A 12,618-nucleotide genomic window follows, 5' to 3' on the forward strand; every position below is an offset into this window, starting at 1 on the left:
ATGGCAACCGTGGCATCCGAGGCGTCCACCACGGGGACGCAAAAGTCCAAGCTCCTCGAAGTGCGCGATCTGCACGTGGAATTCAGGACCAGGGACGGTGTGGCCAAGGCCGTCAACGGCGTCGATTACACCGTCAGCGAGGGCGAGACGCTCGCCGTGCTCGGCGAGTCGGGCTCCGGCAAGTCCGTGACCGCGCAGGCCATCATGGGCATCCTCGACATGCCGCCCGGCAAGATCACCGGGGGAGAGATCCTCTTCAAGGGCCAGGACCTCCTGAAGCTCAAGGAGGAGGAGCGGCGCAAGACGCGCGGCGCCGGAATGGCGATGATCTTCCAGGACGCCCTGTCGTCCCTGAACCCGGTGGTCAGCGTCGGCCAGCAGCTCGGTGAGATGTACGTCGTCCACCAGGGGATGTCCCGAAAGGACGCCAGGACCAAGGCCGTCGAGCTGATGGACCGGGTGCGCATCCCGGCCGCGAAGGAACGGGTCGGGCAGTACCCGCACCAGTTCAGCGGCGGCATGCGCCAGCGCATCATGATCGCCATGGCGATGGCGCTCGAACCCTCGCTGATCATCGCCGACGAACCGACCACCGCCCTCGACGTGACGGTCCAGGCCCAGGTGATGGACCTGCTCGCCGAGCTCCAGCGCGAGCTGCACATGGGCCTGATCCTCATCACCCACGACCTGGGCGTCGTGGCGGACGTCGCCGACAACATCGCCGTGATGTACGCGGGGCGCATCGTCGAGAAGGCCCCCGTCCACGAGATCTACAAGGCCCCCGCGCACCCGTACACACGCGGCCTCCTTGAGTCGATCCCCCGGCTCGACCAGAAGGGCCAGGAGCTCTACGCGATCAAGGGCCTGCCGCCCAACCTCATGAACATCCCGCCCGGCTGCGCCTTCAACCCCCGCTGCCCGATGGCGCAGGACGTCTGCAGGACCGATGTGCCGCCCCTCTACGACGTGGCGTACGAAGGCCTGACCGCCGACCGCCGGAGCGCCTGCCACTTCTGGAAGGAGACGCTCCATGCCTCGTGGTGAGCACATCAGCAAGAAGCAACTGGAGGACGAGGGCGAGACCGCGCGGCAGTTGCTGCACAAGGCGCAGGCGGAGCACGAGTACGCCGCGAACGGCTCGGCGTCGGGACGCGAGCCGATCCTCCAGGTGCGGGGCCTGGTCAAGCACTACCCGCTCACCCAGGGCATCGTCATCCGCAAGCAGATCGGCGCGGTCAAGGCCGTCGACGGCGTCGACTTCGACCTCGGCAGGGGCGAGACACTCGGCATCGTGGGGGAGTCCGGCTGCGGCAAGTCGACGGTCGCGAAGATGCTGGTGAATCTGGAGCGGCCGACGGCGGGCGAGATCCACTACAAGGGCGAGGACATCAGCAAGCTCTCGGGGCGTGCGCTGAAGGCGGTGCGCCGCAACATCCAGATGGTGTTCCAGGACCCGTACACGTCGCTGAATCCCCGTATGACGGTGGGCGACATCATCGGTGAGCCGTACGAGATCCATCCCGAGGTCGCGCCGAAGGGCTCGAGGCGGCAGAGGGTGCAGGAGCTCCTTGACGTGGTCGGCCTGAACCCCGAGTACATCAACCGCTATCCGCACCAGTTCTCCGGCGGCCAGCGCCAACGGATCGGCATCGCGCGGGGGTTGGCGCTGCGGCCCGAGATCATCGTGGCGGACGAGCCGGTGTCGGCGCTGGATGTTTCCGTGCAGGCGCAGGTGGTGAACCTCCTGGACCAGCTGCAGAACGACTTCGATCTGTCGTACGTGTTCATCGCCCACGACCTGTCGATCGTGCGGCACATCTCCGATCGAGTGGGTGTGATGTACCTGGGGCGGATCGTGGAGATCGGCTCCGAGGACGAGATCTACGAGCACCCGACGCATCCGTACACGCAGGCGCTGCTGTCGGCTGTGCCGGTGCCTGATCCCGAGGCGCGGGAACATCGGGAGCGGATCATTCTGGCGGGCGACGTGCCGTCGCCGGCCAACCCGCCATCGGGGTGCCGTTTCCGCACGCGGTGCTGGAAGGCGCGGGAGCGGTGTGCCTTGGAGGTGCCTGCGCTTGCCGTTCCGGCGGAGTTTCGCGGGGTTTCGGGCCCCGCGGCCCACGATTCGGCGTGCCACTTCGCGGAGGAGAAGCAGGTGGTTCCGTAGGGGCGGTCCCTGCGGCCGGACGGGCTGGAAGTATCCAGCCCGTCCGGCGTTTGAGGATGAACTCGGCGGAGCCGGTGATGGCGGGCGACCAAGGCCCCCGCGCCGAGCGGGTTTTCGGGAGGGGGCGGGGTCGGGGAAAGAAACGTGCGGGCAACCCGGCCGACCCGGCATTGCCACAAGCACACGGCAGGCTTACGGACGTACGGCCGTGCGGGTGCCGTAGACCGGCCGGGGTTCGCCATGTCGCCCCGGCCGGTCGCCTGCGCTTAGGGCAGGCCCAACGAACGCTTCAGGAAGTCCACCTGGAGCAGCAGCAAGTTCTCCGCCACCTGCTCCTGCGGAGTCATGTGCGTGACCCCGGAGAGCGGAAGGACCTCATGGGGCCGCCCCGCGGCAAGCAGCGCCGATGACAACCGCAGGGCATGCGCCACCACTACGTTGTCGTCCGCAAGACCGTGCACGATCATCAGCGGGCGGTTCGGCACCTCCGGCGCGACCAGACCCTCCTCGGTGACCAGCGAACTCAGGGCGTACGGCGCCGGGTCCTCACCCGGGTTCCCCAAGTACCGCTCCGTGTAGTGCGTGTCGTACAGTCGCCAGTCCGTCACCGGCGCCCCCGCCACCCCCGCGTGGAAGACATCGGGGCGGCGAAGGACCGCGAGCCCCGCCAGGTAACCGCCGTACGACCAGCCGCGGATGGCGACCCGGTCCAGGTCCAGGGGGAACGAGGGGGCCAGGCCCTGCAAGGCGTCCACCTGGTCGTCCAGGGTCAGGGTGAAGTCGCGGCGGATCTCCTTCTCCCAGGCCGGGGAGCGGCCCGGCGTGCCGCGGCCGTCCGCGACGATCACCGCGAAGCCCTGGTCGGCGAACCACTGGGACGTGAGGTACGGATTGTGGGCGGCGAGGACCCGCTGTCCGTGCGGGCCGCCGTACGGGTCGAGGAGCACGGGGAGAGGGCCCGAGCCCTCCTTGTAATCCGTGGGGAGCAGGACGGCGCACGGGATCTTGCGTGCGCCCCCTTCGGTGAGGGTCACGCGCGGCGTGAGCCCCGGATGCTGCGCGTACGAGGCGACGGTCGCCACCTGCTTGCCGTCGCGCAGTACCTGGACACGGGAGCCCGGCTGGTCGAGGGTGGCCGACACGAGGACCGTGAGGCCGCCGGAGCGCACCGCCGAGTGCACCCCGGCGTCGGTGGAGACGCGCTCGACGCCCAGTTCGTTGACGCGGTAGACGTGCACCTCGCCCGTCTCCGGTACGGCCGCGGCCTCGCCCGCCGACGCCGAGATCAGTACGTCGTCGTCCGCCACGTCAAGGACCGCGCGGACGTGCAACTGCGGCCCGGTCAACGGGCGTTCGCCCACCGCCAGGACCCGCGCGCCGCCCTCGTCCACGATCCGCACCAGCCTCCCGCTGGGGGACCAGGACGGGGCTCCGGGGAAGAGCTCGAGCCACTGCGGATCCTCTTCCGCGTGCACCATCCGGGTCGAGCCGTCGTCCGGGTCCACCGCCAGGTAGAGCTGGCTGAGCTGGTCACGGGACTGGACGAGGAGCAGCGGCGCCCCGGCGGACGACCAGTGCACCCGCGCCAGGTACGGGTAGCGGGCGCGGTCCCACACCACCTCGGTGCGCTCGCCGTCGAGGTTCACCACGAAGAGGCGTACGTCCGCGTTGGCCGTGCCCGCCGCCGGGTACGCGACCCGCGTGGGCTCCGTCTCCGGGTGCGCGGGGTCGGCGATCCACCAGCGCCGGACCGGGGCGTCGTCGGCGCGCGCGACCAGGAGGCGGTCCGAGTCGGGCGACCACCAGTAGCCTCGCGAACGCCCCATCTCCTCGGCCGCGATGAACTCCGCGAGGCCGTACGTCACGGTCGCCTTCTCGGCGGAGTCCGGCTCCGGCGCCGCAAGGGCCCGGTCGCCCTCGCCGTCGGCGCCCGTCACCCGCAGGGCGCCCCCGGCGACGTACGCGATGTGGCGGCCGTCGGGCGAGGGGCGCGGGTCGATCACCGGGGCGGGGGCGGGCAGTTCGCGGGCCGTGCCCACGCGCAGCTCCGCCACGAACAGCCGCCCGGAGAGGGTGAAGGCGGCGAGTTCCACCGCCGCGTCCGTCGCGTACCCCACGATGCCCGCGCCGCCCTCGCGGCTGCGCTCGCGGCGGGCCCGCTCCTGGGCGGAGAGCCGCTCGGCCGCGCCCTCCAACAGGGCCCGGGGATCGGCCGCGACGCGCTCGGCCGTGCCGTCCGTCAGGTCCATGACCCAGAGTTGGTTCGCCCGGTCGGTGCCGGACGACGAGCGGAGGAAGGCGACGCGGGACCCGTCCGGCGCCACCGTGAACGCGCGGGGCGCACCGAGAGTGAAGCGTTGCGTGCGGGCGTGCAGGCGGGGGAAGGAGAGCCGCTGCGTCTGACTCTCGGTGGGCCCGGCGGTCCCGGGCATCTCGGTGGTCATCCTCCGAGCCTATGGGGCATGCGCCCCCTCGTGCTGCAGTGCTCCGAGTCATGCGGACCCACGGATAGTTATGATCCGTAGCGCTTAGTGGGTAGGTACCTGCTGGCGTTCGCACTGGTGCAGGGTCTTGGACTTGGAGGTGAGCCGCCGTGGCACTCTCGATTTCGGCGGTGGTGCTACTGGCGATCATCGTCTTCTTGCTGGTCAAGAAGTCAGGGTTGAAGACGGGCCACATGATCGTCTGCGTGCTTCTCGGCTTCTACCTGGCGAGCTCCTCCGTCGCACCGACGATCAACGAGCTGACGACGAACGTGGCGGGGATGATCGGCGACATCAAGTTCTGATCCGTTCGCACTGACTCGTTCGCATCGCGTTCTGATCATTGCGCGGGGTGCTCGTAGGGTGGTCCCATGACGGAACTGCCCGCCCGGCGTCTGCTGCTCGTGCACGCGCACCCCGACGACGAGTCGATCAACAATGGCGCGACGATGGCCAAGTACGCGGCCGAGGGTGCCCATGTCACGTTGGTGACCTGCACGCTGGGCGAGGAGGGCGAGGTCATCCCGCCCGAGCTCGCCCATCTTGCGCCCGACCGCGAGGACGCGCTCGGGCCGCAGCGCATCGGCGAGCTCGCCGCCGCGATGAAGGAGCTCGGCGTCACCGACCACCGGTTCCTCGGCGGTACGGGACGCTACCGCGACTCCGGGATGATGGGCATCGAGCAGAACCACCGGGCGGGCGCCTTCTGGTCCGCCGATCTCGACGAAGCCGCCGCGCACCTCGTCGAGGTGATCCGCGAGGTGCGGCCCCAGGTGCTCGTGACGTACGACCCCGACGGCGGGTACGGCCACCCCGATCACATCCAGGCCCACCGGGTCGCGATGCGTGCCGCGGACCTCGCGGCCGAGGGCGCCTTCCGCGCGGATCTGGGCGAACCGCACACCATCGCCAAGATCTACTGGAACCGTGCGCCGCGTTCGGTCGTCGAAGAGCGGTTCCGGTGGATGGCGGGCGCCCTGCGGCACTCGCCGTTCACGACCCCCGGCGTGGTCGCGGACGTCCCCGGTGTGACGGAGGACGAACGGATCACGGCGGAGATCGACGGGACGGCTTTCGCCCGGTCGAAGGCGGCGGCGATGCGCGCGCACGCCACGCAGATCGAGGTGCAGGGTCCGCTCTTCGTCCTGTCGAACGGGCTCGCGCAGCCGATCTTTGATGTGGAGTACTACGAGTTGGTGCGAGGAGAAGCCGGTGCGGTGGACGGCGAACGTGAGACGGATCTGTTCGCGGGGCTCGCGGGGCTCGCGGGCCCGGGGCCCGAAGGGGTGACGGCGCCGTGAGTACTCGTTCGCGTGCGACATCTGCTCCGGCCTCCGGCCCGCGTGGTTCCGCCTCCGGTTCCGCCGCCGCTCCGCCGGGCGGCAGCGCGCTGGCCCAGCCGCTGAACTTCGGCCGGATCGCCTCGTACGGCGGCCTGTTCGTCCTCGGCGCGATCATCGGGACCGCCGGTGCGCTCGTCCAAGGGGGCTGGGCCCCGGGCGGGTTGCTGCTCGCGCTCCTCGGGGCGGCGGGGCTCTTCTACGGAGGGGCGCGTGCGATCGGCAGCAGAGCGGGGGCGGTGGCGCCGGCGGCGGGCTGGCTCGTCGCCGTCATGCTGCTCACGACCAGCCGGCCCGAGGGGGACTTCCTCTTCGGTGCGGGGCTCGGCTCGTACGCCTTCCTGCTGGGCGGCATGGCAGTCGCTGTGATGTGTGCCACGCTCGGGCAGCGGCCGCAACCAGGCGGGCCCGCCGCCCGACTTGGCAAGTGACGTACCACTTCAGCCCTTGTGCCGTACGGGATTGACGGCGGTCACAGGATGAGTGCCGACGGCGGCCAGTATGGTGGTGCGCGCCGTCGAGCCTCCCCAGCTTCCGGCCGGGGGGAACGCCCCTCCGCGCGGGGAGCACGGGCGGCGGAGCCAACCGGGAGAACCTGCCTTGAGTCGTGAAACTGACAGTTCGTCCTCCGGGCCCCAGGGGCGCGGTGGAGCCGCTTACCCCTCGGGGACGCCGCCGTACGGCTCCCCCGCGCAGGGTGCCGCGTCGGACGGCGCCGTGGACGGCGCGCAGCGGCAGGCCGCCGATGAGCGGCCCGACGAGCCCAAGACCGAGACCACGCTGACCACGCGCATCCGGATCAACATCCCCGGGTCGCGCCCCATCCCACCGGTGGTCATGCGCACGCCCGTCGGCGACAGCGACGCGGGTGCTTCACGTCCGCTGAGCGCAGGCCCGAACCGTGCGGCGGACGGAGCCGATGCCGAGGACGGCGCCGGGCGTCCGGGGTCCGCGACCGGCGCGGGCGGCCCCGGTTCCGCCGGGATGTCCGCTCCGGGCTCTGCGCCCTCCGGGCCTTCAGCGGCCGCGCCCTCGTCGCCTCCCGCTCCGGCGGAGGAGAAGACGAGCGACTGGTTCGCGCCGCGCAAGAGCAGCGCGAGCAGTAGCGGGAACGGTTCGGCCGGACCCTCCGGTCCGGGGTCGGGCGGCTCCCGTCCGGGGCCGGGCGGCTCCGGTACGGGCTCCTTCGACGTGTCCGGTGCCGTGGCGTCGGGTCCGCTCGGCACGGGTGGGCCGCAGGGCGGCGACCCCCAGCGCGGGGACCTGCCGTACTTCTCCGGAGGCGGCGCCGGTGACGGCGGCCGCGGTCCTTCGGGCCCGACCGGCGGACCGGTGACCGGTGACGGCCCGATGGCGCCGAACCCCGCCGACCCGTCCCACCCGGCGAACCAGGCCAACCCGGCGGGCCGCGCGAACCCACTGGCCCCGCCGAACCAGGGCGGCCCCGGCAACCCGGGCAATCCGGGCGGGCGTCCCCACGCGGGCGGCCCCGGCAGCCGCCCCAACCCGGCCAACCCCGCCGCCCGTTCAGGCGCGGGCCCGGCCGCCATGGGCGACGACACCGCCATCCTCACGCCGCAGAAGGGGGGCCCCGTCCAAGGCCCTCCCGGCGGCCCCCGGCCCCCCGCCTCCGGCGGCCCCGTGCACGGCGGCCCCGGCTCGATCCCGGGCGGCCCGAGCGCGCCCTCGCCCGGGACGAACGTCTCCGGCGACACCCTGACCAGCGGCATCCCCGTCGTGCCGCCCGCGCAGAACTCGCCGTTCGCCACGGGCCCGCAGTCCGACGGACCCCTGCCGCACACCCCGCCCAAGCTGCCCGAGCCGGTGCAGCCGAACGTGCCCGCCGCCGCGGCCGCGCCGAAGAAGAAGGGGCGCAACAAGCTCGTTCTCGTGGCCGTCGCCGTGGTCGTCGTGGCCTGCGGGGCCTATGGCGCCGGTCTCTTGATGAACCACGCCGACGTGCCGAAGGGCACCACCGCGCTCGGCGTCGACATCGGCGGCGGCACGCGCGACGAGGCCGTCAAGAAGCTCGACGCGGCGATCGGTGAGCGCGTCGCCAAGCCCTTGAAGCTGTCGGTCGACGGCGAAACGGTCACGCTCAAGCCGGACCAGGCGGGCCTGACCCTGGACAGCCAGGCCACTGTCCGGGAGGCGGCGGGCAGCGACTACAACCCCGTATCGGTGATCGGCTCGCTCTTCGGCGGCGAGCGCGTCGCCGAGCCGGTCATGCCCGTGGACGAGGAGAAGCTCGCGGCCGCCCTGGAGCGCGCCGCCGGCGGCTCGGGCTCGGCCAAGGAGGGCTCGGTCAAGTTCGTGCCCGGCAAGGCCGTCCCCGTGTACGGCAAGGCGGGCAACGGCCTCGACGTCGACGCCTCGACGAAGGCCGTCACCGAGGCGTACAGGAAGCAGGTCGAGACCGGCAGCGCGGGCAACGTCGAACTGCCCGTCACGACCCGCAAGCCGACCGTCGCGAACGCCGAGGTCGACAAGTTCATGACGCGCTTCGCGAAGCCCGCCATGTCCGCCAACGTCACGATCAAGGCGGGCAGCGCGTCGATCCCGTTCGGCCCGGCGAAGTCGCTGCCGAAGGTGCTCGAGACGCAGGTGCTCAAGAACGGCACGCTGCAGCCGCACTACAACCTCGCCGAGCTCAAGAAGCTCTACGGCAACGTCTTCGACGGCATCCTGATCCAGCGCGGCAACGGCGACAAGACTCCGGTCCAGCCGACGGACGTGGCCGCCGCGATGAACAAGGCGCTGATCGGCAAGACGCCCGCCGAGCGGGTCGGTGTGATCGAGACGAACGGCACCTGATCCCCGTACGCACCGGGAGGCCGGACGGCTCACGCGAGTGAACCGTCCGGCCTCTTCCTGTGCGGCGGCATGACATCTGTCATCCCGGAGTCGGCACACACGACACTGCCGCCGTCGGCCGCCTCTTGGCGACGATGGATCACATGAACGCAGCGAGCCCCAGAGCAGCGAGCCCCACAGCAGGGAGCCCCACAGCAGGGAGCTCCACGGCAGTGAGCTTCCAGCAGGTGACCAAGGCCTACGGGGACGTACGCGCCGTCGACGACCTCACGCTCGATCTCCACCCCGGCGAGACGGTCGCCCTCCTCGGGCCCAACGGCGCGGGCAAGTCCTCCACGCTCGACCTGCTGCTCGGCCTGCGGCACGCGGACAGCGGCACCGTGCGGGTCTTCGGCACGAGTCCGCGCGAGGCGATCACGGCGGGCCGGGTCGGCGCGATGCTGCAGAGCGGCGGTCTGATGGCGGAGGTCACCGTCCGCGAGCTGGTACGGCTCGCCTGTGATCTACATCCCAGGCCGTACCGGCCGGACGACGTGCTCGCCGCCGCGGGCCTCACCCAACTCGCCGACCGCAAGGTCGACAAGCTCTCCGGCGGCCAGGAACAGCGCGTCCGCTTCGCACTCGCGACCGCCGGGGCGAACGACCTGATCGTCCTGGACGAGCCGACCACCGGCATGGACGTCACCGTGCGCCAGGCCTTCTGGGCCACCATGCGCGAGCAGGCGGGCCAGGGCCGCACGGTCCTTTTCGCCACGCACTATCTGGAAGAGGCCGACGCCATCGCGGACCGGGTCCTCGTCCTGCACCGCGGCCGTCTCGTCGCCGACGGCACGGCCGCCGAGATCAAGGCGAAGGCGGGGGCGCGGAAGGTCTCCTTCGACCTGCCCGACCGGCCCGACCTGCCCGACCGGCCCGACCTCCCCGAGCTTGACGCCGCGCTCGCGGAGAAGCTCGGCGCCCTGCCGTTCCTCACCGCCGTCGACGTGTCCGGCCACACCGTGCGGCTCCAGTCGACGGACGCAGACGCCACCGTGCACGCGCTGTACGGGCTCGGTCTTTACCCCCGCAATCTCGAAGTCGCCGGCCTCGGCCTGGAGCAGGCCTTCGTGGCGATCACCGCGGCCGAGGAGACCAAAAAGGAGACCAAGAAGGAGACCAAAGAGGAGGCCAAAGAGGAGGCCAGGTCATGCTGATCAAGCTGGAGATCGTCCGCGCCCTGCGCAACAAGAAGTTCCTCTTCTTCTCCGTCATCTACCCGTCGATGCTCTTCGTGATCATCGCGGGCGGCCAGGACAGCACGGACATGGTCGGCGACACGGGGCTCGCGCTCCCCGCCTTCTTCATGGTGTCGATGGCGTCCTTCGGTGCCCTCACCGCCGTCCTCATGGGCAACAGCGAGCGCATAGCCAAGGAGCGCGAGAGCGGCTGGGTGCGCCAACTTCGCCTGACGAGCCTGCCGGGGCGCGGCTATGTGATCGCGAAGACGGCGAGTGCCGCTGTCGTCAGCCTGCCGTCGATCGTCGTGGTGTTCGTGGTCGCCGCGGCCGTCAAGGACGTGCGCCTCGACGCCTGGCAGTGGCTGGCGCTCACCGCCGCGATCTGGGCGGGCAGCCTCTGCTTCGCCGCGCTCGGCGTGGCCATCGGCTATCTCGCGACAGGTGACGCCGTCCGACCGATCACGATGATCGTGTACTTCGGGCTCTCGGTACTCGGCGGTCTGTGGATGCCCACGGCCACCTTCCCGCGGTGGCTGAGCGACATCGCGACCTGGCTGCCGACCCATGCGTACGCTGCCCTCGGACAGGCCATCGAACTGGGCGACGCTCCACACGCGAAGGACATCGCGCTCCTCGTCGGGTACTTCGTCCTCTTCGCGGGCGGTGCGGCATGGCTGTACCGGAAGGACACATCGAAGGCGTGAGTGACACCGACGGTTGCACCGAGCGTGACCACCCCCTGGACAGCTTCGCGCGGCCGGGGCGCGACCGCCGCCAGTGGCTGACGAAGGCGCTGTGGATCGGCATCTGGCTGGTCTTCCTGGCCAGTCCGGTGCAGGACCTGGTGGGCGGCGAGCACGGCGGCACCGCCACCGTGCTCGGCGGCCTCGGTCTTGCCGCGTTCGTGGTGTGCTATCTGTCCCTGGTCTTCCGGTACACCGCCCGGGTGCTCGACTGGCGCCCGGTGCAGGTGTCCTTGGTGGGGCTGCTCGCGCTGGCCGTGATCCTGTCGTTCTCCTTCGGCAAGCCCTGGCTCGGGCTCTTCGTGTACGTCTCCGTGTCCGCGGGTGCCGTGCTGCCGCTGCGCCACGCGGCGTGGGTCATCCCGGGCGTCACCGGCGTCATGATCCTGATCGGCGTGCGCACCGACAGCGTCGCGGACCTGCTCGGCAGCCTCGCCGTGCTGACCGTCCTGGTCGGCTTCGCGATGACCGGGGTGCGCGAGCTGGTCCGTACGACGATCGAGCTGCGCCAGGCACGGGCCACCGTCGCCCAACTGGCCGCCAACGAAGAGCGGCTGCGGCTCGCCCGCGACCTCCACGACCTGCTCGGCCACTCGCTCTCCCTGATCACGCTGAAGAGCGAACTGGCCGGGCGGATGCTCCCGGCCCACCCCGACAAGGCCGCGCAGCAGGTGGCCGACATCGAGCAGGTCAGCCGCCAGGCCCTGGTGGACGTGCGCGAGGCGGTCTCCGGCTACCGCAGGCGCACCCTCGCCGGCGAGCTCGCGGGCGCCCGCACGGCGCTCACCGCCGCCGGTGTCGAGGCCGACGTACCGCTTGAGGCGCCCGACGTGCTGCCCGCAGAGGACGGCGAGACGGCGCTGGCCTGGGCGCTGCGCGAGGCGGTGACGAACGTGGTGCGGCACAGCGGTGCGCGCCGCTGCACGGTGGCGTTCACGTCGCGGCACACCCTGGACGGGCCGGTCGTCGAACTGTCCGTGGAGGACGACGGCAGGGGCGCCTCCGCGGCGAGCGCGAGCTCCGGGGCGGGCAACGGACTGACGGGCCTGACCGAGCGCGTGGAGGCGGTCGGCGGCGCCCTGGACGTGGGACCCGGCGCCCGCAGGGGCTTCCGGCTCACGGCCAGGGTGCCGCTCGGCGGGGGTGCGGCCGACGACAGCGGCGGCTCCGCCACGGGATCTTCGGCTCTAGGATCCTCCGCATGAGTACGTACAGCGCGGGCCCCACCGTCAGGGTGCTGCTCGCCGAGGACCAGTCGATGGTCCGCGAGGCCCTCGCGGCGCTGCTCGGCCTCGAGCCGGACATCGAGGTGGTCGCGCAGGTGGCCCGCGGCGACGAGGTCCTGGCGGCGGCGCGCGAGCACGCGGTGGACGTGGCGCTGCTCGACATCGAGATGCCGGGCAGCACGGGCATCGAGGCGGCGGCCGAACTCCACGCCGAGTTGCCGGAGTTGAAGATCGTGGTGCTCACCACCTTCGGCCGCCCCGGATACCTGCGCAGCGCCATGGAGGCGGGCGCCGACGCCTTCCTGGTCAAGGACGCGCCCGCGGCCCAGCTCGCCGACGCGGTCCGCAAGGTCCTCGCCGGGGAGCGGGTCATCGACCCCACGCTCGCGGCGGCGGCACTGGCCGGGGGCGCGAACCCGCTGACCGACCGCGAGCGCGAGGTCCTGCGCGCGGCGGCCGACGGCGCCGGAAACGCTGAACTCGCCGCGGCCCTGCACCTCTCGGCGGGCACGGTCCGCAACTACCTCTCGACGGCCATCCAGAAGCTGGCCGTGCGCAACCGCGCCGAGGCGGTCAAGGCGGCCAGGGACAAGGGCTGGCTCTGAAGCCCCGAACTGCCTTGTGC

General features: G+C 71.6%; 11 protein-coding genes. 10 read left to right on the top strand and 1 reads right to left on the bottom strand.

What is annotated here, in order from left to right:
• Both AC5P1C_RS26315 and AC5P1C_RS26320 read left to right on the top strand, forming a co-directional pair.
• Entirely contained in the window at positions 1 to 1,044 is a 1,044-nt protein-coding gene (locus tag AC5P1C_RS26315) for an ABC transporter ATP-binding protein (protein ID WP_493868401.1), read from the top strand.
• Entirely contained in the window at positions 1,031 to 2,170 is a 1,140-nt protein-coding gene (locus AC5P1C_RS26320) for an ABC transporter ATP-binding protein (protein WP_493868402.1), read from the top strand. The genes AC5P1C_RS26315 and AC5P1C_RS26320 overlap by 14 nt, the downstream gene beginning before the upstream one ends.
• Positions 2,171 to 2,436: 266 nt before the next feature.
• On the opposite strand, the gene AC5P1C_RS26325 is transcribed toward AC5P1C_RS26320, so the two are convergent.
• Positions 2,437 to 4,614, bottom strand: a complete 2,178-nt coding sequence (locus AC5P1C_RS26325) for a S9 family peptidase (protein WP_493868403.1) — start codon at positions 4,612 to 4,614, stop codon at positions 2,437 to 2,439.
• A gap of 149 nt (positions 4,615 to 4,763) precedes the next feature.
• Between AC5P1C_RS26325 and AC5P1C_RS26330 the strand changes: the two genes are divergently transcribed.
• From AC5P1C_RS26330 to AC5P1C_RS26365, 8 genes are all read left to right on the top strand, one after another.
• The gene (locus AC5P1C_RS26330; RefSeq protein WP_360767809.1) at positions 4,764 to 4,958 is read left to right on the top strand and encodes a hypothetical protein; all 195 of its coding nucleotides are present in this window, start codon (positions 4,764 to 4,766) and stop codon (positions 4,956 to 4,958) included.
• 66 nt (positions 4,959 to 5,024) lie between these two features.
• Entirely contained in the window at positions 5,025 to 5,954 is a 930-nt protein-coding gene (gene mshB / locus AC5P1C_RS26335; protein ID WP_493868404.1) for an N-acetyl-1-D-myo-inositol-2-amino-2-deoxy-alpha-D-glucopyranoside deacetylase, read from the top strand.
• An 89-nt stretch (positions 5,955 to 6,043) separates the two neighbouring features.
• Positions 6,044 to 6,424: a DUF6113 family protein gene (locus tag AC5P1C_RS26340; protein ID WP_493868475.1), complete on the top strand. Its 381-nt coding sequence runs from the start codon at positions 6,044 to 6,046 to the stop codon at positions 6,422 to 6,424.
• 169 nt (positions 6,425 to 6,593) lie between these two features.
• Complete coding sequence (locus tag AC5P1C_RS26345) at positions 6,594 to 8,807, top strand: hypothetical protein (protein WP_493868405.1); 2,214 nt, start codon at positions 6,594 to 6,596, stop codon at positions 8,805 to 8,807.
• A 143-nt stretch (positions 8,808 to 8,950) separates the two neighbouring features.
• A complete protein-coding gene (locus AC5P1C_RS26350; protein WP_493868406.1) occupies positions 8,951 to 10,000 on the top strand; it encodes an ABC transporter ATP-binding protein in 1,050 nt (349 codons plus the stop codon).
• Positions 9,994 to 10,728, top strand: coding sequence for an ABC transporter permease (locus AC5P1C_RS26355; protein WP_493868407.1), 735 nt, complete (start codon positions 9,994 to 9,996; stop codon positions 10,726 to 10,728). The genes AC5P1C_RS26350 and AC5P1C_RS26355 overlap by 7 nt, the downstream gene beginning before the upstream one ends.
• Positions 10,716 to 11,972 carry a sensor histidine kinase gene (locus AC5P1C_RS26360; RefSeq protein ID WP_493868476.1) on the top strand — a complete coding sequence of 419 codons (1,257 nt, stop codon included), beginning with the start codon at positions 10,716 to 10,718 and terminating at the stop codon, positions 11,970 to 11,972. The genes AC5P1C_RS26355 and AC5P1C_RS26360 overlap by 13 nt, the downstream gene beginning before the upstream one ends.
• Positions 11,969 to 12,598, top strand: coding sequence for a response regulator (locus AC5P1C_RS26365; RefSeq protein WP_493868408.1), 630 nt, complete (start codon positions 11,969 to 11,971; stop codon positions 12,596 to 12,598). Before AC5P1C_RS26360 ends, AC5P1C_RS26365 begins: the two co-directional genes overlap by 4 nt.
• The last annotated feature ends 20 nt before the right edge of the window (positions 12,599 to 12,618 follow it).

Source organism: Streptomyces sp. A18 (genome assembly GCF_059026065.1).